Source organism: Streptococcus sanguinis, assembly GCF_050220005.1.
Lineage (GTDB): Bacteria > Bacillota > Bacilli > Lactobacillales > Streptococcaceae > Streptococcus > Streptococcus sanguinis_Z.
In genome coordinates this window covers 1,894,918-1,921,080 of record NZ_CP071413.1, presented here as the reverse complement: position 1 = coordinate 1,921,080, position 26,163 = coordinate 1,894,918, and the positions used below count along the sequence as shown (strand labels likewise).

Below are 26,163 nucleotides of genomic sequence, written 5' to 3'. Positions count from 1 at the left end.
GGGGCTGGAATGGCAAAAACAAGAAAAATCCCTTTAAGAAAATCAGTGGTGTCCAACGAAGTGATTGACAAGCGTGATTTGCTGCGGATTGTCAAGAACAAGGAAGGTCAAGTCTTTATCGATCCGACAGGAAAGGCCAACGGCCGTGGAGCTTATATCAAGCTGGACAATCAAGAAGCTCTTCAAGCTAAGAAGAAGCGGGTCTTTAACCGCAGCTTCAGTATGGAAGTGGATGAGGCTTTTTATGATGAGTTAATCGCTTATGTCGATCATAAGGTCAAAAGAAGAGAGTTAGGTCTTGAATAAAGAGAAACTTGCAAATTTGCTGGGACTGGCTCAGCGGGCTGGCCGCATCATTTCTGGTGAGGAGCTGACCGTCAAAGCTATCCAGGAGGGAAAAGCACATCTGGTCTTTTTGGCCCAGGATGCAGCTCCTAATCTCAGCAAGAAAATCACTGATAAAAGTCGTTACTACCAAGTAGAAGTATCAACCGTGTTTTCAACACTGGAATTAAGCTCTGCCATTGGCAAGGCCAGAAAAGTGCTTGCCGTGACAGATGCTGGTTTTACAAAGAAAATGAGGTCTCTTATGTAATAGAAGAGGAGGACAAGATTTGTCTAAAGTAAGATTGTATGAAATCGCCAAAGAACTGGGAAAAGAAAGCAAGGAGGTAGTGGCTCGTGCCAAGGAGCTGGGTCTGGATGTCAAAAGTCATTCGTCCAGCGTAGAAGCTGACGCTGGTGAGCGAATCAAATCCAGCTTTACAAAAGCAGCCGCACCTCAAGCTACTGCAGAAAAGCCTGCAGCAGCTCAGCCATCACCGCAAAAAACTCCTGCCAAAGAGGCAGCGCCAGTCAAGGCAGAACAGACAGAGGCAAAAGTAACTGCTAAGCCAGAAGCGAAAGTAGAAACAGCTGCGCCTGTCAAGCGCCCGCAAAGCCGGAACTTTAAGGCAGAACGTGAAGCGAGAGCCAAGGAAGAGGCAGAGCGTCGGAAGCAGCAAGGCAACCGCAAACCACAAAACAAAGAGCAAGGCAAACGTGAGGACCGTGATAATCGAAATAAGAATCGCGGAAACCGCAACGACCGAGATAGGGGCAATCGTCCAAATGACCGTCGCGATAATCGTGGTCAAGATGGCCGCCGAAATGGTCAGAATCATCAAGGATTTAACGGTCAAAACCGCCAACAGCCTCAAGGACCGAAGATTGACTTTAAGGCCCGAGCAGCAGCTTTGAAAGCAGAGCAGAATGCTGAATACGCTCGCTCCAGCGAGGAACGCTTTAAGCAAGCTCAGGAAGCAAAAGAAGTTATGGAACGGCAAAACCGCCGCAAGGAGCAGCCTAAGGCAGAAGCAAGTGCACCAGTTCAGCCTGCACCAGCTCCATCTGCTCCAGCGGCGAATCCAAGTCCAGCGCCAGCCGCTGTGGATACGCGTCGTAAGAAGCAAGCTCGACCAGATAAGAAGCGCGATGATTTTGATCGCGAAGAAGAAGGTCCAAGAAAACAACAAAAGAATCGAAGCAGTCAAAATCAAGTGAGAAATCAAAGAAATAGTAATTGGAATAAAAACAAGAAAAATAAAAAAGGAAAGGGCAACAATAATCAGGCACCAAAACCTGTTACAGAACGTAAGTTCCATGAGTTGCCAACTGAATTTGAATATACAGACGGAATGACCGTTGCAGAAATTGCAAAACGGATCAAGCGCGAGCCAGCTGAAATTGTCAAGAAACTCTTTATGATGGGCGTGATGGCAACGCAAAACCAATCTCTTGACGGCGATACTATTGAGCTCCTCATGGTGGACTACGGTATCGAAGCTAAGAAGAAGGTGGAAGTTGACACAGCTGACATTGAGCGCTTCTTCGTGGAAGAAGGTTATATCAACCAAGATGCCTTGGTAGAGCGTCCGCCAGTTGTAACCATCATGGGACACGTTGACCATGGTAAAACAACCCTCTTGGATACCTTGCGTAACTCTCGCGTAGCTACAGGTGAAGCAGGTGGTATTACTCAGCACATCGGTGCTTACCAGATCGAGGAAAGCGGCAAGAAGATTACTTTCTTGGATACGCCTGGACACGCGGCCTTTACTTCTATGCGGGCCCGCGGTGCCTCTGTTACGGATATCACTATACTGGTTGTTGCGGCTGATGACGGTGTTATGCCGCAAACGATTGAAGCTATCAACCACTCCAAGGCGGCTGATGTCCCAATCATCGTAGCCATCAACAAGATCGATAAGCCAGGAGCGAACCCTGAGCGCGTGATTGGTGAATTGGCTGAGCATGGTGTCATGTCAACAGCTTGGGGCGGAGATTCTGAATTTGTTGAAATCTCAGCGAAATTCAATCAAAATATCGACAGCTTGCTGGAAACAGTCCTCTTGGTGGCTGAAATCCAAGAACTCAAGGCAGATCCGACTGTTCGAGCGATTGGTACAGTTATCGAGGCCCGTCTGGATAAAGGAAAAGGTGCTGTCGCAACCCTTCTGGTTCAGCAGGGAACTCTGAATGTGCAGGATCCAATCGTTGTTGGAAATACCTTCGGTCGGGTTCGGGCTATGACCAATGACCTGGGCCGTCGTGTTAAGGTGGCAGGACCATCTACACCGGTTTCTATCACTGGTCTCAATGAAACTCCGATGGCTGGTGACCACTTTGCGGTCTATGAAGATGAAAAAGCTGCGCGTGCAGCCGGTGAAGAACGTGCCAAACGTGCCCTTCTTAAGCAGCGTCAAGCTACTCATCGTGTCAGTCTGGAAAATCTCTTTGATACCCTCAAAGCTGGTGAAGTTAAGTCTGTCAATGTTATCATCAAGGCTGATGTGCAAGGTTCTGTAGAAGCCCTGTCTGCTTCCCTGCAGAAGATTGAAGTGGAAGGCGTTAAGATTACTATCGTCCACTCAGCAGTTGGTGCTATCAATGAATCTGATGTGACACTGGCAGAAGCTTCAAATGCCTTCATCATCGGATTTAACGTGCGTCCTACATCTCAAGCTCGCCAGCAGGCAGAAGCTGATGATGTTGAAATCCGTCTCCACAGCATTATCTACAAGGTTATCGAAGAAATGGAAGATGCAATGAAGGGAATGCTGGATCCAGAATACGAAGAAAAGATCATCGGGGAAGCTCTTATCCGCGAAACCTTCAAGGTTTCCAAGGTTGGTACTATCGGTGGATTTATGGTTATCAACGGTAAAGTTACCCGTGATTCCAAGGTTCGTGTTATCCGTGACGGCGTCGTGATTTACGATGGGGAGCTTGCCAGCCTCAAGCACTTCAAAGATGATGTTAAGGAAATTACTAACGGCCGTGAAGGTGGACTCATGATTGATGGCTATAATGACATCCAAGTAGATGACACGATTGAAGCCTACATCATGGAAGAAATTAAGAAATAAGATAAGAAGTCCGTTAAAAACTCGCAGTGAAATTATTTTTGGTGGAAGTCTATACTTCTAGTCCCACGTTTTTTCACCAAGAGTTTAAAACGAATCTTAATCAACCAAAACAAAACATATAAGCTAGGCCTAGCCTAGCTTATATTGCAGAAAAGAAAAATTAGAAAGGAAATCTCATGGCAAATAATTTTCGTACAGACCGTGTGGGTATGGAAATCAAGCGAGAAGTCAATGAAATCTTGCAGAAGAAAGTTCGTGACCCGAGGGTGCAGGGAGTGACCATTACCGATGTCCAAATGCTGGGCGACCTATCCATGGCCAAGGTCTACTACACGATTATGAGTAATCTGGCCTCTGATAATCAAAAAGCTCAAACCGGTCTGGAAAAAGCGACTGGTACCATTAAGCGTGAGCTGGGTCACAATCTGAAAATGTACAAGATTCCAGATTTGACCTTTGTCAAGGACGAATCCATTGAGTATGGCAATAAAATCGACCAGATGCTGCGTGATTTAGAGAAAAAATAAAGCAGAAACTCAGCTGTCATGGCTGGGTTTTCTTATTTTTAAATTTAATATAACAATTTTTTGCAAAAATAGGTATATACCATTTACAAATAAAAAAGAAAGAGTTATAATATAGTCAAGAAAACTCAGAGATTCAAAAGCGGGAGTTAGAAAGCAGCTATAGAAAGATGCTAGCTCTATCACAGACTTCCACTTTGAATGGCCGAGAATACAGCATTCAAGAACAAGGGAGGCAGTCTTATGCCTACATATATCAAAGCAGATCAATTTTTCTATCCTCAGGGAATCCGTCAGGGCGGTTATTTAGAGCTGATTGACGGTAAGTTTGGCAAGCTGGTGCAGTCTGTTCCGCAGGATGCAGAAGTCATAGACTACAGCGGCTACTCAATTGCGCCGGGTCTGGTGGATACTCATATTCACGGCTTCGGCGGTGTTGATGTAATGGACAATAACATTGAAGGAACTCTTCATACCATGAGTGAGGGGCTCTTGACTACCGGTGTGACCAGCTTTTTACCAACAACCCTGACCTCATCCTATGAGCGACTCTTAGCAGTAACTGAAAATATCGGTGCCCGCTATCAAGAAGCCAGCGGGGCCAAGATTCGCGGTCTCTATTTTGAAGGGCCTTACTTCACTGAGAAGTATAAGGGTGCCCAAAATCCGGCCTATATGAAAGATCCTAGCATGGATGAGTTTCGTGCTTGGCAGAAGGCTGCAAATGGCTTGCTTAATAAGATTGCTCTCGCACCAGAGCGTGATGGCGTAGAGGAATTTGTCCGTACGCTGACTAATGAAGGCGTGACTGTTGCTCTGGGGCATTCTAACGCAACCTTTGATGAAGCCAAAACTGCGGTCGAAGCAGGTGCCAGTGTCTGGGTGCATGCTTACAATGGTATGCGGGGCTTGACTCATCGGGAGCTAGGCATGGTTGGTGCCATGTATGAGTTGCCCCACACCTATGCAGAACTGATTTGTGACGGCCACCATGTGGACCCTAAGGCTTGTGACATCTTGCTCAAACAGAAGGGACATGAAAATATTGCTCTCATTACTGACTGTATGACCGCAGGAGGCCTTGAAGATGGTGACTACATGTTGGGAGAATTTCCAGTGGTTGTGGCGGAAGGAACCGCTCGGCTCAAGTCAACGGGCAATCTAGCTGGCTCTATCCTCAAACTCAAGGACGGATTGAAAAATGTGGTCAAATGGGGCATTGCCAATCCTCATCAGGCGGTCATGATGGCTAGCCTGGTTCCGGCAAAATCAGTCCATATTGATGATGTCTGCGGACAGATCAAGGAAGGCTACGATGCTGACTTTATCGTTTTAGATAAAGATTTAGAGCTGGTAGCTACTTATCTTGATGGTCAAGAACGATTCCATGTATGAGAACCGCAGGTATTTAAATTAGTCTCCTTATATTTTTCAGAAAGAGCAGGGCAACCTGTTCTTTTTGTTTGACAGACGACTTGATAGCCTTCTCCTAGATTTGAATTGCTTTCTTAGGCGTGTTATAATGAGACTATAATGTAAACAGGAGTGGGCTATGAAACGAATTGATGCGAAATTTTTGATAATGGGACTTGTTTTGCTGCTGGCGGGACTGATCTTTGGTCGAATCTTGATCCTTGTTGCAGGAGTTGCTTTCATTATCTATAGCTTTTTCAGTAAAGGCATGGAGCCAACCAAGGAAAATATCTTTAAACCCAAACCAATACTGAAGAAAAAGGAAAAGAAGTGAGCAGTTCTGCTCTTGTGAACACTATAGCAGCTGCCTTGCTAAAGGCAGTAGATGGAACTTGTAAAGGAGACATGAGATGAGAGAATATCTTTTGAACAATGGTGTTGGCATTCCGGTACTGGGCTTCGGTACTTGGAAGGCTCAGGATGGCGAAGAAGCCTATCAAGCAACATTAGCCGCTCTCAAGGCAGGCTATCGGCACATTGATACGGCAGCCATCTATAAGAACGAAGAGAGTGTCGGACGGGCAATCAAGGACAGCGGCATTCCGCGGGAGGAGCTCTTCATCACGACCAAGCTTTGGAATGACATTCATACTTATGAGGAGGCTCAAGAGGCCTTTGCTGCCTCAATGGAGCGGTTGGGACTGGACTATCTGGACCTCTACCTCATCCACTGGCCGAATCCCAAACCCCTGAGGGAAAACGATGCTTGGAAAAAGCGCAATGCCGAAGTCTGGCGGGCTATGGAAGATCTTTATAATCTCGGCAAGATTCGAGCGATTGGCGTCAGCAATTTCCTGCCTCATCACTTAGAAGCCTTGCTTGAAACAGCTCGCATGACTCCAGCTGTCAATCAAATCCGCCTGGCTCCAGGTGTCTATCAGACAGAGGCAGTCAACTTCTGCCGTGAGCATGAGATTTTACTGGAAGCTTGGGGACCATTTGGCCAAGGGGAGCTCTTCCAAAATCCAGCCGTGCAGGCTGTGGCAGACAAGTATGGCAAGACCATTGCCCAAGTCGCGCTAGCTTGGAGCTTGCAGGAAGGCTTCCTGCCCCTGCCTAAGTCGGTCACTCCGAGCCGGATTGCCAGCAATCTAGACTGCTTTGGCATCGAGCTAGATGATGCGGACTTGGAAGTGCTTAAAAATATCAGCGGTTTGGCCGGTGGCGCACCAAATCCGGATGGGATGGATTTTTAGGTGAAAATCCGATTCTATCGAAGTTCAGATAGAGAAGCCTTGCAGTCTTACCATTTAACCGACTTGAGATTTACCAGCCATCCCAGTCAGGCTGTCGCTGACTTAGAAAATCGCTATGCTATCTTAGGTCTTGAAGAAGATCAAATTGTAACCTTTCTGATCTTGGATGCTGGAGAAAAGAAGTTTACTTATGGAGGTCAGCCAGAGAGCCTACTCCTGCGTAGCTTTTCAACGGATGAAGGCTTTCGGATGCGAGGATACGGTAGTCAGACGCTGAAGCTCTTGCCTGATTTCATAAGAGAGCATTTGCCTATGTATAAAAGCATCATACTAGGCGTCAATGAGAGAAATCAAGTCGCTTCCTATCTCTACCGAGAGACCGGCTTTAGCAAATAGCCCCAACGCATATTAGGACCAGCCGGCTGGCAGGAAGTGTATGAATTAAAAATATAAAGCTATCCCCGGTTTGAAAAGAGCTGGGGATTTTTATCTCTAACATTGGAAGAAACTATAAAAGAAGATGTTTCAGAGCAATAATGAAAGGTGTAAAATACGACTGATATCCAACGAAACACTAAGATAGGGGAGTTAGATGAAGAAGACCCAAGAATTGGAAATTACCCCCAACTGATTGAGGAGGTCATCGAGCCCTTGAGAGCGGGAAGGTAAAAAGCACTATTTTTAAAAAATAGTGCTTTTTATTGTATTTAATGTTATTGAATGATATAATTAGAGTACAGATAGGAGGGTAGAAATGGATAAAATAATGCTATAAAGAAAGGTGTGGCGGATTGAAAAGTTTTTCTGAGGATGAAATTAATGAGTTATTGAAGGAAATGAGAGAGCTTGTTTTAAGAGATTCTTTCATCATTTCTTCTGGTAAGGAGAGAAAAGCCAATGATTCCTTTATGTTCGAATATAATTTAAACAAAGAAGAAGTTGGTACGTTATTATTGAAAATTAGATATAAAGATTTTTGTGAATGTCTTCAGAGAAATGATATTACTCAAAATCACAAAGATTACTTTCTATTTGCCCCAGTTTACAAACTAAAGGATCTATTCGGTGACGAATGCGATGTGACTGTCTATGTGAAATTCATTATAGAAGACGATGCGAACCATCGTGCTTTGCTAGCGGTTATATCGTTTCATGAACCCGATCCTAACAAACCACTTTCTTACTATTTTCAGTAAGAATAAAGCGGATACTATGTTAAGAGAATAGTTTCTCTTAGAAGGAGTTCATTATGGCAAATCAATCTATTTTTTGTGAATATTGTTTAAAACCTGTTTCTTATAAGGTAATAGATGAAAAACTGACCCGAACTTTAAAAGGTCAGGATTATACATTTATGGGAAAGACTGCTTTGTGTCAAGAGTGCAGTCATCCTATCTATGTAGATGAGATTAATGAGTTAAATAAACAGGCACTTTACAAAGAGTTTAAAAAAGTAAACAAGATTATATCAAACGATGATATTTATCTTATTTTAGAAAAGTATTGCATCGGCGCTAAACCCTTAGCTCAGTTATTGGGGTGGGGCATTAATACAATTCAAAGATATCTTAATGGAGATATACCAAAACCAACTTACTCTGATCAATTAAAAATGATACTAAAAGAACCAAAGGTATATTATTCAATTCTTGAAAAAAATAAGGAACAACTGACGACTGTTGCCTATCAAAAGACCTTAGAGAAAGTAAAGGAATGCCTTGATAGTGAAGAAATGAAAAAAGAAGACTTGGTTATTCGCTACCTTCTTTCTAAGAATAGTGAAATTACGCCTTTAGCTTTACAAAAGTTGCTTTATTATGTTCAAGGGTTTTACTTTGCTTTTAAAGGTACTTTCCTTTTTGATAGTGATTGTGAAAGCTGGGTTCATGGACCTGTCTATCGAGATATTTATTTTAAATTTCAAGAATTTGGACGTAATCCTATTGCTATTGAGGATAAGATAGATGTCAAGAATCGACTAACTATTTTTGAAATTAGTTTATTGGATAGTATTGTAAAAAATTTAAGTGTTTATAATGGAAAAGTTTTGGAACAATTTACTCACGATGAAGCTCCGTGGCTAGACGCTAGAGGAGACTTGAAAGAAGATGAACCGTCCAATCAAATTATTTCAAAAGAAACAATCGGAGATTTTTTTACAAAGATAAAAGAAAAATACCAAATGTTGAGCGTGGAAGAAATAGCCCAATATAGCAAGGATAAATTTAAAAATGTTAGCCTTTGAGGAATTTTTAATAGTCTTTTAGTAAAAAAGAGTTGGGAGAAGGTATGGATTGGATAAAATGGCTTGGAGCTGTTGTAACGGTATTTACATTTTTTGATAAAGTTTCCTCTATTTTTTTCAAAGGAAGATCTGCAAATGCAGACTTTATTAAAAGATTAAAAGAATCACTTATAAAGACTGCTATATTAGGAAGTTTATTTTATATAAGTATAAGCATTTTTATATTTATTATGATTAAAGAAATCCCTGAATGGGATTCAATGGCCTGTATATTAATCTTTTGTTTCGTACTTCCTATGTCGTTCCTTATTTTTAAATTTCCAACATTTAAAAATGATATGGGCGAGCTTATCAAGATTGATGGTAAATATTATGTAGAGAATAGAGAAAAATATAAATTCCGTTATAAAGTTACTGAAAGTTATACAATAACTGATAGATTCAAAACTATACGAGTAAGAATAAAGCCTTATTTATATACAATAGTTACACTATTGCTTATTCTGATGTACTCACTTATGGGAGCCTTGTTTTTCACGTCATTTATTCACCCTTACTATGATGAAAATTTCCCATTTGTAACAAATGAAAAGTTCTACATTTCTTCTAATGAAGATATAAAAAATCAAGTTGTTAATGATTTAGGGCAATCTTTCATCTTACCTAAAGGTATTGTATTTTCTATCCCGAAAGGAACGAACTTTAGTGTTAAGAGTACTGTATCAGAGAAAAATGCTAAGAAGCAGAAAGTTGAGAATCATAAAGAAATTATTTTAGGGATAGAAACTAATCAAACGATAATTTTAAAAAAAGGTAGTCAGTTGTTATTTGAACAAGAGTACTATAAAAATCTCAATGGCCCCAACGCTAAAGATTCTTTTGTTGCAAAGACTATTCCAGGGAAAACATCAATGTTTTTATCTCGTACATCGACATTTAAAGTTTATAAACAAGCTAGTCTAGATAACAGTCATTATGAATTTGTTGTTGGAAAGTATGAACGAGAACGAGTGTTATCAGATTATATACTCTATTCTTTAATTATAGTATTTATTTTATGGTTTCTAGTTGGTATAATTTATTGTATTTATCATATGAATTATCTTTTACGTGCGGTTGGAATATTACTATTTTCTGTAATTTTAACTATAGTGACACATGTAAAAGTATTTTCCGATAATAGTTTGCAATATTTATTTATTGGAAGTATGTGGATTTTACATATCATAGTCGGAGTTGGTTTTTTGAAAATGTTTGATGATTATTGGGATAGCTATATATTCATTAAACAATCCGGTGAAGAAAAAAGTATAAGTGTGAAACTTTTGAAAGATAAGAAGGAGTTTGAACTGTATTTTGACAATCAAAAAAAGAACATGGATTTTGTAATTGCAAATATTAAGGAAGCTAAAAATATCTTGAAGGTATATGATAAAAAAGATGAGGAGAAGGGAGAAGTTCAAATCTTTTGGTACAGAAATAGATGGCAAATCTTCTCTGAATTCTTTAAAGAATTAAAGCAAAAAACAGTTATATTTTTCAGAAAGTTTCGTCGCTCATAATATAACACAATGAGAATTGGACATTTATAAACAAGCGATATTAATGTTGATCAATTTATTACTAAAAAACTTCATGTGATAATTAGTATAAAAGATTTTTAACAGAGTTAAATAGCGTCCAATTAAAAAAGAAAACAAAAAAGTCTCCACCCGACTGATTGAGGAGGTCATCGAGCCCTTGATAGTGGGGAGATATGAGAGAAAGGTAATCATTAAAAACTCGAAGAGTAATCTCTGGCCAAATATCTAATCAATCTAAAAGTTGAACACGAGTATTTACTAAATTATTTAGATAATCTAGGCTTCGAATAGTCCTGTTTGTGAAAAAATCCGTGCTTTCTATCTGTCAGATGATGTGGCTTGCTATAATTTACAGGTTTTCTAAAGTTTGAATACCAGCGTTTGTTAAAATTTTAAAGTATTCTAAGCGTGAAATGCTTTAATAATTCATTTTTAAAGAGAAATAATCCCTATCTGAAGTTGAAGAAATCATCGTGTGGGGATATTTTATGTCTTTGATTTTGAAAAAGTGTTGTTTCAGGGATAAAAAATGACATTTCAGGGCAGCCTTGCAAAAGATTTATTGTCACGTGCTATACTTAGTTCATCAAATTATTGGAGAGGTTTTATTATGACTACTAACTACACCATTCGTCCCCTAACCTATAGCAACTTTACTCACCGTGAGTTTGAAAGTTTGATGACGGATTCTCGTCAAATCATCGCGGACTTTGTCAAGGCAAATAAGAACGAAGATATGTATGGTACGCACTTGGAGCCCTTTGCGAGCAAGCTAGAAGAGTTCCAGAAACAGCTAGCCAGCGTGGAAAAGAAACAGACTACAAGTCTGGCAGAGGTAGATAAGGAGCGGGACAGCGCTCTGGTCGGACTCTTTACCCTGCATAGGGGATTTGCCAAGATAAAGGAAGCTAAGTTCAAGGAATCGCATGAGACACTGGCTCCAGTCCTGACTAAGTACAAGGACATCACCAAGCATAATAACGATGTCGCCACTGCTGAGATCAAGAGCCTCCTCAAAACTCTCAAGGAAGAGCCCTACAATGCGGCAGTAACTACTCTGGGACTCTCACCAGTGATTAGCGCAGTGACGACTGCTCAGGAAGACTATGATAAGGCCGAAGCCCTAGCGCGGGCAGCCAAGTCCAGCAAGGAAGTCGGTAAGACCAAGCAGCTGCGCACGGAAATCTCCCGAACTTATGACCTCTTTATGCGCTATACCGCTGCCTCCGCAGAAGCCTACCCAGAGAAAGCCCACTTTGCCAAACTCCTCAAGGATCTCAACACCATCCGAGACAGCAAGCGCCGCATGGCCAGTCCAAATAAGAAAACCAAACCGGAACAAGCACCGGAAGTAACAGGATAAAGAATAATCCCTTAGAATTGAAAATTCTAGGGGATTTTTGGTGTTTTCGTGGTATAATTTTACCAGAATAGAAAACAAGATATAGAGGGGATTTTATAGTTATAAAAACAGATAATGGCATTTTAAAAATTGAGGAATGAAAGGAATTATTGATATGGAGAATTTAGAATTTAAAGCGGAACAATTTAGAAAAAAATAATGTTATTAATCAAATTTAATATAATAGGGGAGGTTAAGAATGGCTGACAATATTTTAATACTAGGTAACGGCTTTGATATAGCGATGGGGAGGAAGACACGATATGAGGATTTTATTACTTTTACAAAATATATATACAATGAACAAGATGAACAACTTCAAAGCTTCTTAGCAGAAAAAAGTATTAAGTTTGAAAAATACAAAGAGACTGTATATCTGAAGTTTATTAATGATAATAAGGAGCAGCTAGGAGAAAACTGGTCTAATATTGAAATAATGATTTCAAATATTGCAGAAGCAGTTTTATTTATTAGTGATAATAATCAAGAGTATTTCAATACATTATTTTATAAAGAGACCCCTATACAAGAACAATATATATTGAAACATGAAAATAATGCTCTTGCTATAATTTTTGTAATAAGAGCTTTTAAAAAGTGGTATGTAGAAAAGGGCTGGGGAAGGTTACAAAAAGAATTATCGATAAAATGTTTAAATGATGAGTTTATTATCCATTTAGAAGAACTCACAGAGTTTCTGGAAATTTATTTATCATATCAAAATTATCTAGATTTTGAAATTAATAAATTAGAAAGGAAAGAAACAGCTTTAGATGCAATATCTAATATATCAGAAGCTAATGTTATTAATTTCAATTATACTAATACGGCGGAGAAACTATTTGAGATTTCAGAAAAACAGACGCATTTTATTCATGGACGAGTTGATATAGAAAGGCAATATTCTAATATAAATACGATGGTTTTTGGAATTGAAGATAAGGAAGATAATATAAATACAGGATTAATTCCATATCAAAAATACTACCAAAGAGTTGTGAAAGAAACGGGAAGCTTATTTGAAGAATTTTTTTCACCGAATATTGAATTTTCTGAAGATGATAAACTAAGTTTTCATTCTCATCCTAAAAATATAATTGTTTTTGGGCATTCAATTGATCCATTGGATAAAGAAATCTTTCAAAAGTGTTTTGATTTAGCTGAAAGAGGAAATTATGAAAGCAGGTTTATTTTTACTTACTATGATGAAAATACAAAACGATCTTTAATTAGAAATTTAGCGATTATCTTAGGAAAAGATAAGTTGGTTGGATTAACCGGTGAGCAAAAAGTTATATTTGTTCAAAGTGAAGATCCTGATAAAATGAGAAGAATGTTGTTATTGTAAATAATTTTAGAAAGAAGATATATGAAACATAATTATGGTAAAAAGTAAAATTATAAAGGATATTGTTCAAGATGAAATAAGTTTGGATGGAGCTCTAAATAGGCTAATGATAATTACAAATTCATTAGAAAATGAGGAATTGAATGACTGGATTGAAGGAGAATTAAATGGTTATTCAAATAGTGATGATATTCCTGATTATAGAAAAAATATACGTTATATTATTAGGTACAGTGGAATCAATGGGAGTTTTCAAGTAAACAATAATGTTTTGCCAGAATCACTCTTTACTAAAGAAATCAAGGAGGCTCTTCGAAGCAGGGTGATAACTTCTGGGATTAAAACTATTGAGAAGGCTGTGTCAGGAGAATTCAATGTAAGTTTTGATTTAATTGAATTAGCTCCAATTGTTTATAAAAAAAGTGATTATATGATAACTTGTATGAAGTTGGAACAAGTTATTGATAAAACTAGCTTTTTAGAAATATTAAGTAATGTAAAAACAAAACTGATTTCCATTCTTTTAAGATTAGAAAAAGAATTTGGAAATTTAGATAATCTGGATATTGATGTTGGGTTAAAAAATGATATTGAGTTGGAGAATTTGAATGATTCTATTTCTAAAACTTTGTATCATGATGGGATTTTATAGAAAGTTAAATGAGGATGGAAATATTTAAAGATAAAGATACTCTATTAGTGATATTAGGAGCAAGTATTTCTCTTATATCTAGTTTGCTTATTTTATTAATTCAGGTTTTAATAGAAAGGATTCTGTCAAATAGGGGAAAAGTTAGAATCTATATTAAGTCTGTTTATAGTAAAGGAACTCAAAAACCATGGGGATTTTATAGTCTGGATGGAAAGAAACTGTTTATTGTCCCCTTGTGGATTGAAATTCATAATACAAAGTCTGTAAGGCAGATAGTTAGAAATATAAATTTAGTTTTATACAATAATAAGAAGAAAGTTGCTAAGATGACACAGCTAAGTCATTTTGAAAAATCAAAAGAACTAATTAGCTATGGTGAAAATGGTGCTTACTCTTTTTTGCTTGAAGCTAATGAAATAAAGAGATTTGATTTAGAATTTACTATTTTTCAAAAAGAATTTAATACTAATTTTAATGAGGTAAAGATTTCATATTTTGATTCAAAAGATAAATATCATGAGTTTAAAATTTTTGATATTGATGAACCTTGGACTGTATCAAATAATAAAATTGATGATGATTGGCGATCCATAAATTAGCTCTGTCATTAGCCAAACTTAACAATTAGTAAGAAATCTATGACACAAGAAACAATTCAAATATCCCAGATGTTTTATCAGCCTCTCTGGAACTCGGCGGATGTGCTCCACTAACAGAGAGTGTCGCCAATATTAATCGCACCAACAGAGAGATTGATAACAAAACAGCTGAACTTGTAGACATGGTGGAGCAGCTCAGAGGCACAACGCCTGAAGCTCAGGAAGAACTAGAGAAGTTTTTGGCTGAGTTTGAGAAATAATATTTCATAAACATCCCCCATAACAAACCAATCAAACTGGTCCATTCCGCGCTAGTTCTGATTGGTTTTTCTTATTTCCGGATTTTAAACTGTATTTGTTCTGTATTTCAAATAAATAGATGATTGAAACTTTATTATATATACGTTCTTGACTATAACGTTCGGTATTGTTACGTTTTTGTTACATTTGTTAGGAGTGTATGAATTGTCAGAAAATTTTTATTATAATATGGTTTATAAATAAAGTAAGGAGACTTCTATGCAAAGACAACGTTTTTCACTCCGTAAATACAAGTTCGGTTTGGCTTCTGTTCTGCTGGGAACTGCTCTGGTTTTTGGTGCGGGACAGGCTCGGGCGGATGAGCAGGCAACAGCTAGTTCGTCAGGGCAAGGTCAGCCATCTACCACTGTGGTATCAACGACTGAGTCTGCTTCTCAAGCAGCTAGACCTGAGAGTCAGCCGGCAAGTTCAGCCCCTGTGGAGAAAGCAGCACCAGCTTCTTCTGAATCGGCTGCTTCAAGTACAGATCAGGCTAGTCAGCCTTCTACGGCAGAGGCTAAGGAAGCATCTGCAGCTCCTGTAGAAAAAGGAGCGACTTCTTCATCAGAAGAGGCTTCTTCAAGTTCTGAGAAGGTAACTCAGCCAACTGCCACAGAGACCAAGCCAACAGCTCCAGCTAGTCCGACAGTAGAGTCTCCGGCAGCCGCAAACTCAGACAAGCCTGCTGCTAATCCTGATGCAGTAGCAGAGCCTGCCGCTTCTCAGGATGCTAAACCAAGCAGTATCAGCACCAATGAGATTATCAAGGTTCCTCAGACATGGTCTCAAGGCTATAAAGGTCAAGGCCGTGTGGTAGCCATTATCGATTCAGGTCTGGATGTCCATCACGAGGTTCTGAAGATTTCTGACCCGTCAAAGGCCAAGTATCAGACAGAGGCGGCTTTGGAAGAGGCTAAGAAAAAGGCCGGTATTGACTATGGGAAGTGGTACAACAACAAGGTTGTCTATGCCTATAACTATATCGATGGTGATGACAATATCAAGGAAAAGAATAGTTACTCGCATGGTATGCACGTCACAGGGATTACAGCGGGAAATCCCAACAAGAAAGCTCCTAATGATGAGTATGTCTATGGTGTTGCGCCAGAAGCTCAAGTTATGTTTATGAGGGTCTTCTCAGATCGTCAACGCACAACTAGCGACGCTATCTATATCAAAGCCATTGATGATGCAGTAGCTCTGGGAGCTGATACCATCAATATGAGTCTAGGCTCAGCAACAGGTTCGACGGTTGATGTCAGCCCTAGTTTGCAGGCGGCTATTGAGCGTGCTCGGGCTAAGGGAGTGAGTGTGATCATTGCGGCGGGTAATGACAATACCTTCGGAAGTGAATACTCTAAACCGCTGGTTGAAAATCCAGACTATGGTCTAGTTGGCAGTCCTTCAACAGCAGAAAGCACTATCTCAGTCGCTTCTGTCAATAATACTGTTCTGACAGAGGAAGTCATGGAAGTTCGTGGTCTGGAAAAGAACGATAAGCTTTTGAACGGTCATTTCAGCTACTCCATGGGTGAGACAAATTCAACCTTTGAAAAGGGCAAAGAATATGAATATGTCCATGTTGGTCTTGGCCGTGAAGAGGACTTTGCTGGTAAGGATCTGACAGGGAAGCTGGCTCTTATCCAGCGTGGTTCCTTTACCTTTGCTGAAAAGATTAGAAATGCCATCAGCCATGGTGCTGTTGGTGCTCTGATCTACAATAATGTCGACGGAGCTAACCTTACTATGAGCCTGGACAGTGAATCTAAAAAGGTTCCGTCAGCCTTTATCAGTAAGGAATATGGAGAGGCTTTGGCAGCTGGTAACTACAAGGTGGTCTTTAATGGTCTTAAGGTCAATCGGCCGCATCCAGGAGCAGGTAGTCTGTCTGACTTCTCTAGTTGGGGTGTAACGACAGATGGTTTGCTCAAGCCAGATGTGACCGCACCAGGTGGAGATATCTACTCATCGCTTAATGACAATACCTATGGCTCTATGAAGGGAACCAGTATGGCTACGCCTCATGTGGCTGGTGTGGCGGCTCTGGTCAAGGAATATCTCCTTCAGCACTATCCAGACTTGACACCTGCCCAGAATGCTGACTTAGTCAAAGCCCTCATCATGTCCACAGCTAAGCTGCACGTCAATAAGGAAACTGGTGTCTACACCTCTCCGCGTCAGCAGGGAGCTGGTATCGTAGATACGGCAGCGGCTATTTCTACCGGCCTCTATGTGACAGGGGATAACCAATATCCTAGCGTTTCCTTGGGTAATGTCCAAGACAGCTTCACTTTTGATGTTACGGTTCATAATATCACGGATAAGGACCGGACGCTGAAGATGATTGTCAATACCAATACGGATGCGGTTAAGGATGGCTACTTTACCCTGACACCTCGCAAATTAACTGAAACAGTCTGGCCAGAAGTTACTGTCAAGGCTCACAGCAGCCAGAAAGTGACGGTCAAGGTAAATACTGCTAAGTTTGCGGAAGAGTTGATCAAGCAGATGCCGAATGGCTATTTCCTAGAAGGCTTTGTCCGCTTTGTCGATCCAGCGGATGATGGCGATGTGGTTAGTCTGCCATTTATGGGCTTCCGTGGGCAATTCCAAGATCTTCCAGCTGTAGAAAGACCAATCTATAATCTGGTCCAAGAAGGTAAGTCAGGCTTCTATTACCCAGTGCCAAAGGACAAGAGTATCCTGTCTGATGACAATGTCTCTTCCCTTGTGACAGAGTCAAATGATACACTCTACTCTACCGGTCGAACAGCTGCTCGCAGCTCAATTGTACTGGGAACTGCAGAAAATGCAGATGGTAAGCATGTGCTGCAGCTAGGAGCGGATGGCAAGATTCGCCTGGCCTTTTCACCTAATGGAGATGGTAATCAAGACAGCATCCAGTATCGGACAGTTCTCTATCGCAATATCAATAATCTGACAGCTAGTGTCTATACGGCAGATGATACGGACTATCGCTTCCCAATCTGGCAGAGCAGCACGATTAGAGAAGGCCGCAAGAACTATTATAGTGGTCAGTCAGACAATCCTAAGTCCTACCTACTGGAAGATACATATTGGGATGGTCGTGATAGCAAGGGTGAGAAGTTGGAAGATGGCCTCTATACCTATGTGGTTCGCTATACTCCAGATGTACCAGGTGCTAAAGAGCAGCAGATTAGCTTTAAGCTGCAGATTGATACTCAGAAACCTCTGATTAGCTCAGGCTATATCAGTACCAAGGATGGTGTGGAAACCTTTACGGCTCGCAAGCCAAAAGATGTCGGCAACGGCGGTATTTTGAGAGAACAGGTCTTCTATCTGCAGGCAGATGAAAAAGGGAAAGAGACCTATAAAGCCGTGGATGATTTTGGCATTGAGCGTGATTACGAGCGTCGGGTTTACATCTCAGCCAATGCGGATGGCAGCTACAGCTTGCCAAAAGGAGTGGACAAGTCTAAGATTTTCTATGTGGTAGAGGACTATGCGGGCAACCGTGATGCCCTAGCTCTGTCAGAGCTGGTCAGTGCTGAAAATGATGGTCGTATCCGTGTCGCTCTGGTAGATGCTAATACCCATCAAGATGTATCGTCGACCTTTGTCTATCGAATCAAGGATAGCAAGGGCAAGTATGTCGAACTGGACAAGGGCAAGCAAATCAACGCTCTGCCATTTGGCCGCTATACAGCAGAGATCTTTACTTATGATAAGGATGGGCTTCGTTTCTACAGCGATCTGACTCAGGAGTTTGAGCTGACAGCCCAAGATAGCTTTAAGACGATTGAGTTTCTAGTCAAGAAGCTAGTCTTTGAACCGGTCAGCGTTGCCTTTGATCAAGCTGTTCCGAAGAATACCCAAGTGGTTCTCAAGAATAATAATGGCGATGCCTATACGCTTCCAGCAGAACTGTTTGGCAAGCATGCCTTCGGAAGATCCGTAGCGGCTGGATTCTACTCAGTCTTTGTTAACCTGCCGACTGGCTATGAGCTCTGGGAAAACGAGCCGACTGTCGAGGTCAAAGAAGGTAAGAATAACCTGCTGAAGCTGGGGGTTATCGTCAAGTCAGGCTTGCTGGCAGCTGTCAATCAGCAGTCTAGTCTGGTCGGCACTGCTCAGTATTACAATGCTTCTGCAGCGAAGCGAACAGCCTACGACCAAGCCTATCAGGCAGCCAAGGAAGCTTTGACAAGCAAACTGACCCAAACGCAAGTCGATGCCGTAAGAGCAAAACTAGAAACAGCATCTGCTAATCTAGATGGCAAGGACTCTGATATTGCTGCGGTTAAGGCGGCTGTAGAAGCTTATGCAGCTACCACTAAGACAGGTGCTTATGCCAATGCTAAGGATAGAACTCGCCGTGCTTATGATAAGGCCTTCCAAGCAGTGGCTCTGCTCTTGGTGCAGGACAAGGTGACCCAGGAGCAAATCGATACAGCCCTAGCTCAGCTGACTACAGCAGAGAAGAAGTTGGATGGCAAGGCGACTAACTTTACTAATCTCAAGAAGCTAGTCGATGATGAGGTACATTACCAAGCCATCAGCAATAAGTTTATCTATGCGACTGACGCAGTTAAGGCGGCTTATCTAGAAGCTTATGCACAGGCTAAGGAAGTTTTGGCTAATCCAGGTGCTAGTCAGGAAGATGTCAAAGAAGCTATCGCCAATCTTAGAGCAGCCAAGAGAAAGCTTGATGGCAGAAAGCCAAGAGTAGTAAAACCGAAAAAACCTAAACAAGTCTAATTGGTGTTGAAATCCCTTAAGTTTAAACTTGGGGGATTTTTCGATAAGTATTTTACATTGGCCCTATTTTCTGCTATAATCTTTTTTAGAAAGAATTCTCATTGTCTACTTTTTAGCGAGTTCGGGATAGTGTGAGCCGGATAGGGAAGCAGTGCAGATGGCGCTTTCGGTTATAATTTCAAAAGTAATGAAGTAATAAATTAGGGTGGAACCGCGTCTTGACGCCCCTAGGTGAATAACCTAGGAGTGTCGGATGTGGTTCTTTTGCGTACTGAGTCTATTGTTCGAAAGAAAGGAGATTCGTGGAGAACCTTTACCTTGTAAAAGACGAGAACCAATTCGCAGCTTTTCGAGATTTCGTCGCAAAGAATTCCGCAAAGTTGCAGGCTTATCTAACATTTTTAAAAGACGAGTTTGCGGTTTATGACTTGCCGCAAGCCATCATTTGGTCCGATTTTGATTCTGCTACGCAGATCATTCGTGAAATTCCTGTGCCGGCCTATACAAATGATAGGCGGATGGTTATGACTCCAGAATTGACGATTTGGAAAGATTTGTATCTCCTTCAGTTAGAGAATTACGAGACCTCTCACCAAACTCAAGCAATAGCAAACCACTATCAGTCTTTGTCTGAAAATTCTCTCTTGCAGATTGTTGGACATGAGTTGGCTCATTGGTCGGAGCATTTTTTAGATGACTTTGATGGATACGGTGCCTATATCTGGTTTGAAGAAGGGATGGTTGAGTATATTAGCCGCAAGTATTTCTTTACAGATGAGGAATTTCGAGTGGAAAAAGCTTGTAATCAGTCTCTTGTTGAGCTCTTTCAGAAAAAGCACAGTTGGCACTCATTGAATGATTTCGGTACTTCGACTTATCAAGGGAATTATGCTAGTATTTTTTATGAATACTGGCGCAGTTTTTTGACAGTTGACAAGCTAGTAGAAAATCTAGGCAGCGTGCAAGCGGTCTTTGATTCTTATCATCGGTGGGCAAACACAGATAAAACACTTCCCTTGTTGGATTGGCTCATACAGCAGAAAATAATAGACAAAGAGATATAAACAAACTAAAGGAGTAACAAATGTCTAAGAAATTAACCTTTCACCTCGCCAAAGTCAATTGCGAACCTAAAGGTTCGATTGACTGACGACAACCGCTATGGGGCGGTTTGTCTAGGCTATGTACTAGTTTTTCAAAAGGGAAATAATCGTTCCTTTTTGAACGCTTCGCAAGAATCTCAAGAAACTAAAGGAGTAAAAAATGCCTAAAAAATTAACATTTCAAGAAATAATTTTGACTTTACAGCAGTTCTGGAATGATCAGGGCTGTATGCTTATGCAGGCTTATGATAATGAGAAGGGGGCGGGAACGATGAGTCCCTATACTTTCCTGCGGGCAATTGGGCCTGAGCCTTGGAATGCGGCCTATGTAGAGCCATCTCGTCGGCCAGCAGATGGGCGTTATGGAGAAAATCCGAACCGTCTTTATCAGCACCATCAATTTCAGGTGGTCATGAAGCCATCTCCAAGCAATATCCAAGAACTTTACTTGCAGTCTTTGGAGCTCTTGGGCATCAATCCGCTGGAGCACGACATCCGCTTCGTTGAGGATAACTGGGAAAACCCGTCAACTGGCTCGGCTGGGCTGGGCTGGGAAGTTTGGCTGGATGGTATGGAAATCACGCAGTTCACTTACTTCCAGCAGGTCGGAGGTCTGCCAACTCAGCCAGTAACTGCTGAGGTGACTTATGGTCTGGAACGTCTGGCTTCTTATATCCAAGAAGTGGACTCTGTCTATGACATTGAGTGGGCTGATGGTGTTAAGTACGGTGAAATTTTCACTCATCCTGAGTATGAGCATTCTAAGTACAGTTTTGAGGTCAGCGACCAAGACTTGCTTTTGGGGAATTTTGAGAAGTTTGAAGCAGAAGCTAAGCGCTGTCTGGACGAGCATCTGGTGCACCCAGCCTATGACTATGTTCTCAAATGCTCGCATACTTTTAACCTATTGGATGCGCGTGGAGCTGTATCCGTGACAGAGCGGGCTGGCTATATCGCCCGTATTCGCAATCTGGCGCGTGTTGTGGCTAAGACCTTTGTGGCTGAGCGCAAGCGTCTGGGCTACCCACTTTTGGATGCTGAGACTCGCGAGAAACTCTTGGCAGAGGAGGGAGAATAATCATGGTAAAAAATTTATTAGTTGAATTAGGCTTGGAGGAAATGCCAGCCTATGTCGTGACACCGAGCATGAAGCAGCTGCGCGACAAGATGGGAGCCTTTCTGACAGACCATCGTCTGACCTTTGAGAAAATTGAAATGTTCTCCACACCTCGTCGTCTGGCGGTGCGCGTGGTTGGCTTGGCGGACCAGCAGTCTGATTTGACCGAAGATTTCAAAGGCCCTTCTAAGAAAATTGCTCTGGACGCAGATGGGAACTTCACCAAGGCTGCAGAAGGCTTTGTTCGTGGCAAGGGCTTGACGGTTGAGGATATTACTTTCCGCGAAATCAAGGGGGAAGAATACGTCTATGTGACCAAGGAAGAGGTCGGCCGCCCGGTAGAGGAAATCATCCCAGCAGTGACAGAAGTTCTGCAAGCTCTGACCTTCCCTGTCAGCATGCACTGGGCCAACAATACCTTTGAATACATCCGCCCAGTCCACACCTTGACTGTGCTCCTAGATGAGCAGGCCTTTGATTTGGATTTCTTGGATATCAAGAGCGGCCGTACGAGCCGAGGACACCGTTTCTTGGGGCAAGAAACGGAGATTGCTTCAGCAGATTCCTATGAAGATGACCTACGGGCTCAGTCTGTCATTGCCAGTCCTCTTGAGCGGGGTGATATGATTGTTGAGCAGATTCGAGCACTGGAAGAGGAGCACGGTGTTTCTATCGAAATTGACGAAGACCTGCTCAATGAAGTGTTGAATCTGGTAGAATATCCAACTGCTTTCCTAGGTAATTTTGATGCTAAATACTTAGAGGTGCCAGAGGAAGTGCTGGTAACTTCCATGAAAGAGCACCAGCGTTACTTTGTTGTGCGCGATGCTGAAGGCAAGCTTTTGCCGCACTTCATCTCTGTTCGCAACGGAAATGCAGAGCACTTAGAAAATGTCATCAAAGGAAATGAAAAAGTCTTGGTGGCTCGTCTGGAAGATGGGGAATTCTTCTGGCGGGAAGACCAAAAACTAGCTATTGCCGACTTGGTTGAAAAGCTGAGCAATGTGACCTTCCATGAAAAGATTGGCTCTCTGGCAGAGCACATGGAGCGGACTGGTAAGATTGCTGCTCTCTTGGCTCAAGAAGCAGGATTGGATGCTGATGAGACGGCCGACTTGGCTCGTGCAGCGGCTATTTATAAGTTTGACTTGCTGACTGGCATGGTTGGTGAGTTTGATGAGTTGCAAGGTATCATGGGTGAGAAGTATGCTCTTCTGGCTGGTGAGAATGCTGCGGTGGCAGCTGCTATTCGGGAGCACTATATGCCGACTTCAGCCGATGGCGAATTGCCTGATACTAAGGTCGGAGCAGTCTTGGCTCTGGCTGATAAGCTGGATACCATTTTGTCCTTCTTCTCAGTTGGCTTGATTCCGAGCGGTTCCAATGACCCTTATGCGCTGCGCCGTGCAACTCAGGGTGTTGTGCGTATCTTGGATAAGTTTGGCTGGAACATTGACTTGGCTCAGCTTCTTGGTCGACTTTACGAACTCAAGTTTGATAGTCTAAGTTATGACAATCAAGAGGCAGTACTAGACTTCTTCCATGCCCGCGTTGAGAAAATGATGGATCGCAGCATTCCGAAAGACATCGTGACAGCTGTTCTTCAAAGCACTAACTTTGTCGTACGTGATTTGGTAGAAACTGCTGCGCTTTTAGCAGAAAAAGCTCAGGAAGACAACTTCAAGTCAGCAGTGGAAAGCCTGTCTCGGGTCTTTAATCTAGCTGAGAAAGCCCAAGGGCAGACAGCTATCAATCCAGCTCTCTTTGAAAATCAAGAGGAAAAAGACTTGGCTGCGGCTATTGAATCAGTGGAGCTGACATCTGACTTAGCTGCCAATCTGGACCAACTCTTTGCTCTCAGTCCAGTTATTGATGCTTTCTTTGACCATACCATGGTCATGGCAGAAGATGAAGCTGTGCGTAACAATCGCCTGGCTCTCCTGGCGTCTTTGACGGCTAAAGTAGGGCAGTTGGCGAAATTTAATCAGATTAATACCAAATAAAAGGTAAGGGAGGTGGAATCATGGATCCTAAAAAAATTGCCCGTATTAATGAACTGGCTAAAAAGAAAAAAACGGAAGGTTTAACTGCTGAGGAAAAAGTGGAACAAGCCAAGCTTCGTGAAGAGTATATCGAAGGCTACCGTCGCTCTGTTCGTCACCACATCGAAGGTATCAAGATTGTTGACGAGGCTGGCAATGATATCACTCCTGAAAAATTGCGTCAAGTTCAGCGCGAGAAAGGTCTTCATGGTCGTAGTCTAGATGACCCAGAGTCTTAAGTAAATATAAAAAAATCCCTCGCTAGGAAGCTAGAAAGTTCCTGTCGAGGGGTTCTTTTATTCTTGTTTACGTTTTTTCAAAATACGGAGAGCTACATAGATGCAGCTAGCGATGATTGCTACATCCAGCCAGAAAATCCAAGGCTCCGTGATACGGAAAAAGAAATAAGCAGCGATGGCAATAATGAGGGACAGAATGCCTAGATCCATTTTTTCTTTGAGATTGAGTCTCATAGGTCTTCTTCCTCCTTTTTTTGTGCTTGGCGAATCTTTCCTTTGGAAATAAAATGCATAATCAGTCCAAATCCAAGACCAGCAGCTAAACCAGTTATAATAAGTTTTGGCTGAAGCAAAACTTGTAGGATATCTTTCTTTTCCATGACAGCTATCATGATGCCGAAGAGAGGGTAAAAGAGCAGCCAATAAGAGAAGCCTGCTTTGAGGCCAGCATGTTTCATAGCTTTTTCTTCTTTTTCATCCTGAAGTCCTAGCTCTAGATCATCAATTCCTTTACGCCGTGCTTGGATGATTATATAGACACAGAAGCCGAGGATAAGGATTTCCAGCAGGATAGGATAGGCAACAGCGATAATTTTGGGCCAGCGAAAGGCTAGGGGAAAGGCGATGGCATTGCCAAAAATCAGAATAAAGAAAAGCCAGATAAAGCCTATATTTCCTAGATGCTCAGCCTGTTGGCGCTTTTGCTCGTCCAAAGGTCCAGTAATGCCGTAAAATCGTTTAATCATCTTGTCTGAGAATGTTTCTTTTTTCATGTTTGTGTCCTTTCTTTAGGTATGAAATTTGCTACAGGGAAGAATTCTTAGTCCTCAGAATCTTCATCTGTCAGCTGGGGCTCCCAAAAGAGGGCGTTGAGGTCAGTATCCAGCGCTCTAGCCAGATTGATACAGAGCTCGAGGGTGGGGTTGTATTTGTTATTTTCAATCATATTGATAGTTTGCCGCGATACCCCGATAGACTTGGCCAACTCTAGCTGAGACATCTTTTTTTCTTTTCGAAATTCTTTGACACGATTCATTACACCCTTCCTTTCTAATACTATAACTGATAACTTTCAACAAGTTTGTCAGTTATATTTGACTTTTATTTTATGCTAGTATAATACTTTTTGGAAAAAGTGTCAAGTATATCTGACAAAAAATTTAAAAAAGGATTTCATCCGCTTACTTTTTCTTTTAAATTTTTTTTTGCTTTTGAATGTGATATAATAAGTAAGATATGACAAACGAATTTCATCACATTACGGTTCTTCTTCATGAAACGGTTGACCAGTTGGCGGTTAAGCCTGACGGCATCTATATCGATGCGACCCTTGGCGGTGCTGGTCACAGCGAATATCTTTTGAGCCAGCTCGGAGATGAGGGGCATCTCTATGCCTTTGATCAGGACCAGACGGCTATTGACAATGCTAAAAAGCGTTTGGCTCCTTATGTAGAGCGGGGGATGGTGACCTTTATCAAGGACAATTTCCGCCACCTCAAGAGCCGTTTGCAAGAAGCCGGTGTGGAAGAAATTGATGGGATTTGTTATGATTTAGGCGTTTCCAGCCCTCAGCTGGATCAGCGTGAGCGTGGTTTTTCCTATAAACAGGATGCGCCTTTGGATATGCGCATGAACCGCGAGGCAGCCTTGACAGCTTTTGAGGTTGTCAATCATTATAGCTATCAGGATTTGGTACGAATCTTTTTTAAATACGGCGAAGATAAGTTTTCTAAGCAGATTGCTCGCAAGATTGAGCAGGCTAGAAGTATCAAGCCTATTGAAACAACGACAGAATTGGCTGAAATTATCAAGTCAGCTAAGCCAGCTAAGGAGCTGAAGAAGAAAGGCCACCCGGCCAAGCAGATTTTTCAAGCTATTCGGATTGAAGTCAATGATGAATTGGGCGCAGCGGATGAGTCTATTCAGCAGGCCATTGATCTGCTAGCGGTGGACGGCCGGATTGCGGTCATTACTTTTCATTCGCTGGAAGATCGTCTGACCAAGCAGCTTTTCAAGGAGGCGTCAACAGTAGATGTTCCTAAGGGCTTGCCCTTTATACCTGATGAACTGCAGCCTAAGCTGGAGCTGGTCAGCCGCAAACCAATTTTACCAAGCAAAGAAGAATTAGAAAGCAATAATCGGGCTCATTCCGCCAAGCTGCGCGTGGCCCGTAAGATACACAAGTGAGGAAGA

General features: G+C 41.7%; 24 protein-coding genes. 21 read left to right on the top strand and 3 right to left on the bottom strand.

What is annotated here, in order from left to right:
• Positions 1 to 9 precede the first annotated feature (9 nt).
• The 20 genes from rnpM to J1C86_RS09310 all read left to right on the top strand — a co-directional run bounded on the left by rnpM (position 10) and on the right by J1C86_RS09310 (position 23,970).
• A complete protein-coding gene (rnpM, locus tag J1C86_RS09405) occupies positions 10 to 306 on the top strand; it encodes an RNase P modulator RnpM (protein WP_002893558.1) in 297 nt (98 codons plus the stop codon).
• A complete protein-coding gene (locus J1C86_RS09400) occupies positions 299 to 595 on the top strand; it encodes a YlxQ-related RNA-binding protein (protein WP_002893557.1) in 297 nt (98 codons plus the stop codon). Before rnpM ends, J1C86_RS09400 begins: the two co-directional genes overlap by 8 nt.
• Positions 596 to 614: 19 nt before the next feature.
• A complete protein-coding gene (gene infB / locus J1C86_RS09395; RefSeq protein ID WP_125409554.1) occupies positions 615 to 3,407 on the top strand; it encodes a translation initiation factor IF-2 in 2,793 nt (930 codons plus the stop codon).
• A 176-nt stretch (positions 3,408 to 3,583) separates the two neighbouring features.
• On the top strand, positions 3,584 to 3,934 hold the full coding sequence (gene rbfA, locus J1C86_RS09390; RefSeq protein WP_002893555.1) for a 30S ribosome-binding factor RbfA: 351 nt from the start codon (positions 3,584 to 3,586) through the stop codon (positions 3,932 to 3,934).
• A gap of 240 nt (positions 3,935 to 4,174) precedes the next feature.
• Positions 4,175 to 5,326, top strand: a complete 1,152-nt coding sequence (gene nagA, locus J1C86_RS09385; RefSeq protein ID WP_125409552.1) for an N-acetylglucosamine-6-phosphate deacetylase — start codon at positions 4,175 to 4,177, stop codon at positions 5,324 to 5,326.
• Between the two features lie 157 nt (positions 5,327 to 5,483).
• Complete coding sequence (locus J1C86_RS09380; protein WP_002903311.1) at positions 5,484 to 5,678, top strand: hypothetical protein; 195 nt, start codon at positions 5,484 to 5,486, stop codon at positions 5,676 to 5,678.
• A gap of 76 nt (positions 5,679 to 5,754) precedes the next feature.
• Positions 5,755 to 6,600, top strand: a complete 846-nt coding sequence (locus J1C86_RS09375) for an aldo/keto reductase (protein WP_125409551.1) — start codon at positions 5,755 to 5,757, stop codon at positions 6,598 to 6,600.
• Complete coding sequence (locus tag J1C86_RS09370; protein WP_125409549.1) at positions 6,601 to 6,996, top strand: GNAT family N-acetyltransferase; 396 nt, start codon at positions 6,601 to 6,603, stop codon at positions 6,994 to 6,996.
• Positions 6,997 to 7,391: 395 nt separating this feature from the next.
• On the top strand, positions 7,392 to 7,796 hold the full coding sequence (locus J1C86_RS09365; protein ID WP_125405907.1) for a hypothetical protein: 405 nt from the start codon (positions 7,392 to 7,394) through the stop codon (positions 7,794 to 7,796).
• Between the two features lie 53 nt (positions 7,797 to 7,849).
• On the top strand, positions 7,850 to 8,845 hold the full coding sequence (locus J1C86_RS09360) for a type II toxin-antitoxin system antitoxin SocA domain-containing protein (RefSeq protein ID WP_125405904.1): 996 nt from the start codon (positions 7,850 to 7,852) through the stop codon (positions 8,843 to 8,845).
• A 44-nt stretch (positions 8,846 to 8,889) separates the two neighbouring features.
• Complete coding sequence (locus J1C86_RS09355) at positions 8,890 to 10,407, top strand: hypothetical protein (RefSeq protein ID WP_427150800.1); 1,518 nt, start codon at positions 8,890 to 8,892, stop codon at positions 10,405 to 10,407.
• Positions 10,408 to 11,038: 631 nt separating this feature from the next.
• A complete protein-coding gene (locus tag J1C86_RS09350) occupies positions 11,039 to 11,791 on the top strand; it encodes a DUF6261 family protein (RefSeq protein ID WP_185755738.1) in 753 nt (250 codons plus the stop codon).
• Positions 11,792 to 12,029: 238 nt separating this feature from the next.
• Positions 12,030 to 13,178, top strand: a complete 1,149-nt coding sequence (locus J1C86_RS09345; protein ID WP_427150799.1) for an AbiH family protein — start codon at positions 12,030 to 12,032, stop codon at positions 13,176 to 13,178.
• 34 nt (positions 13,179 to 13,212) lie between these two features.
• Positions 13,213 to 13,830 carry a hypothetical protein gene (locus J1C86_RS09340; RefSeq protein WP_427150798.1) on the top strand — a complete coding sequence of 206 codons (618 nt, stop codon included), beginning with the start codon at positions 13,213 to 13,215 and terminating at the stop codon, positions 13,828 to 13,830.
• Between the two features lie 14 nt (positions 13,831 to 13,844).
• A complete protein-coding gene (locus J1C86_RS09335; RefSeq protein ID WP_427150797.1) occupies positions 13,845 to 14,429 on the top strand; it encodes a hypothetical protein in 585 nt (194 codons plus the stop codon).
• 519 nt (positions 14,430 to 14,948) lie between these two features.
• The gene (locus J1C86_RS09330; protein WP_125409254.1) at positions 14,949 to 19,469 is read left to right on the top strand and encodes a S8 family serine peptidase; all 4,521 of its coding nucleotides are present in this window, start codon (positions 14,949 to 14,951) and stop codon (positions 19,467 to 19,469) included.
• A 302-nt stretch (positions 19,470 to 19,771) separates the two neighbouring features.
• A complete protein-coding gene (locus J1C86_RS09325; protein WP_125408125.1) occupies positions 19,772 to 20,533 on the top strand; it encodes an elongation factor Tu in 762 nt (253 codons plus the stop codon).
• A 199-nt stretch (positions 20,534 to 20,732) separates the two neighbouring features.
• A complete protein-coding gene (gene glyQ, locus J1C86_RS09320; RefSeq protein ID WP_125408127.1) occupies positions 20,733 to 21,650 on the top strand; it encodes a glycine--tRNA ligase subunit alpha in 918 nt (305 codons plus the stop codon).
• Between the two features lie 2 nt (positions 21,651 to 21,652).
• Complete coding sequence (glyS, locus tag J1C86_RS09315; protein WP_125408129.1) at positions 21,653 to 23,692, top strand: glycine--tRNA ligase subunit beta; 2,040 nt, start codon at positions 21,653 to 21,655, stop codon at positions 23,690 to 23,692.
• 20 nt (positions 23,693 to 23,712) lie between these two features.
• Positions 23,713 to 23,970 (top strand): DUF896 family protein, encoded by a 258-nt coding sequence (locus J1C86_RS09310; protein WP_002914290.1) that lies wholly within the window; start codon positions 23,713 to 23,715, stop codon positions 23,968 to 23,970.
• Between the two features lie 57 nt (positions 23,971 to 24,027).
• On the opposite strand, the gene J1C86_RS09305 is transcribed toward J1C86_RS09310, so the two are convergent.
• The 3 genes from J1C86_RS09305 to J1C86_RS09295 are packed head-to-tail and all read right to left on the bottom strand — an operon-like array spanning position 24,028 to position 25,006.
• On the bottom strand, positions 24,028 to 24,204 hold the full coding sequence (locus J1C86_RS09305; protein WP_002914288.1) for a hypothetical protein: 177 nt from the start codon (positions 24,202 to 24,204) through the stop codon (positions 24,028 to 24,030).
• On the bottom strand, positions 24,201 to 24,743 hold the full coding sequence (locus tag J1C86_RS09300) for a DUF3278 domain-containing protein (RefSeq protein WP_125408131.1): 543 nt from the start codon (positions 24,741 to 24,743) through the stop codon (positions 24,201 to 24,203). Before J1C86_RS09300 ends, J1C86_RS09305 begins: the two co-directional genes overlap by 4 nt.
• Before the next feature lie 47 nt (positions 24,744 to 24,790).
• Positions 24,791 to 25,006 carry a helix-turn-helix transcriptional regulator gene (locus J1C86_RS09295; RefSeq protein WP_002896937.1) on the bottom strand — a complete coding sequence of 72 codons (216 nt, stop codon included), beginning with the start codon at positions 25,004 to 25,006 and terminating at the stop codon, positions 24,791 to 24,793.
• A gap of 200 nt (positions 25,007 to 25,206) precedes the next feature.
• On the opposite strand from J1C86_RS09295, the gene rsmH reads away from it, so the two are divergent.
• The gene (gene rsmH, locus J1C86_RS09290; protein WP_002914283.1) at positions 25,207 to 26,157 is read left to right on the top strand and encodes a 16S rRNA (cytosine(1402)-N(4))-methyltransferase RsmH; all 951 of its coding nucleotides are present in this window, start codon (positions 25,207 to 25,209) and stop codon (positions 26,155 to 26,157) included.
• Positions 26,158 to 26,163 lie beyond the last annotated feature (6 nt).

Coding starts and splice junctions, on each gene's coding strand:
- J1C86_RS09350 (WP_185755738.1), top strand. CDS start 11,039: ATGACTACTAACTACACCATTCGTCCCCTAACCTATAGCAACTTTACT.
- J1C86_RS09335 (WP_427150797.1), top strand. CDS start 13,845: ATGGAAATATTTAAAGATAAAGATACTCTATTAGTGATATTAGGAGCA.
- nagA (WP_125409552.1), top strand. CDS start 4,175: ATGCCTACATATATCAAAGCAGATCAATTTTTCTATCCTCAGGGAATC.
- J1C86_RS09340 (WP_427150798.1), top strand. CDS start 13,213: ATGGTAAAAAGTAAAATTATAAAGGATATTGTTCAAGATGAAATAAGT.
- J1C86_RS09360 (WP_125405904.1), top strand. CDS start 7,850: ATGGCAAATCAATCTATTTTTTGTGAATATTGTTTAAAACCTGTTTCT.
- rbfA (WP_002893555.1), top strand. CDS start 3,584: ATGGCAAATAATTTTCGTACAGACCGTGTGGGTATGGAAATCAAGCGA.
- J1C86_RS09305 (WP_002914288.1), bottom strand. CDS start 24,204: ATGAGACTCAATCTCAAAGAAAAAATGGATCTAGGCATTCTGTCCCTC.
- rsmH (WP_002914283.1), top strand. CDS start 25,207: ATGACAAACGAATTTCATCACATTACGGTTCTTCTTCATGAAACGGTT.
- J1C86_RS09330 (WP_125409254.1), top strand. CDS start 14,949: ATGCAAAGACAACGTTTTTCACTCCGTAAATACAAGTTCGGTTTGGCT.
- J1C86_RS09310 (WP_002914290.1), top strand. CDS start 23,713: ATGGATCCTAAAAAAATTGCCCGTATTAATGAACTGGCTAAAAAGAAA.
- glyS (WP_125408129.1), top strand. CDS start 21,653: ATGGTAAAAAATTTATTAGTTGAATTAGGCTTGGAGGAAATGCCAGCC.
- J1C86_RS09375 (WP_125409551.1), top strand. CDS start 5,755: ATGAGAGAATATCTTTTGAACAATGGTGTTGGCATTCCGGTACTGGGC.
- J1C86_RS09355 (WP_427150800.1), top strand. CDS start 8,890: ATGGATTGGATAAAATGGCTTGGAGCTGTTGTAACGGTATTTACATTT.
- J1C86_RS09295 (WP_002896937.1), bottom strand. CDS start 25,006: ATGAATCGTGTCAAAGAATTTCGAAAAGAAAAAAAGATGTCTCAGCTA.
- glyQ (WP_125408127.1), top strand. CDS start 20,733: ATGCCTAAAAAATTAACATTTCAAGAAATAATTTTGACTTTACAGCAG.
- rnpM (WP_002893558.1), top strand. CDS start 10: ATGGCAAAAACAAGAAAAATCCCTTTAAGAAAATCAGTGGTGTCCAAC.
- J1C86_RS09345 (WP_427150799.1), top strand. CDS start 12,030: ATGGCTGACAATATTTTAATACTAGGTAACGGCTTTGATATAGCGATG.
- J1C86_RS09380 (WP_002903311.1), top strand. CDS start 5,484: ATGAAACGAATTGATGCGAAATTTTTGATAATGGGACTTGTTTTGCTG.
- J1C86_RS09300 (WP_125408131.1), bottom strand. CDS start 24,743: ATGAAAAAAGAAACATTCTCAGACAAGATGATTAAACGATTTTACGGC.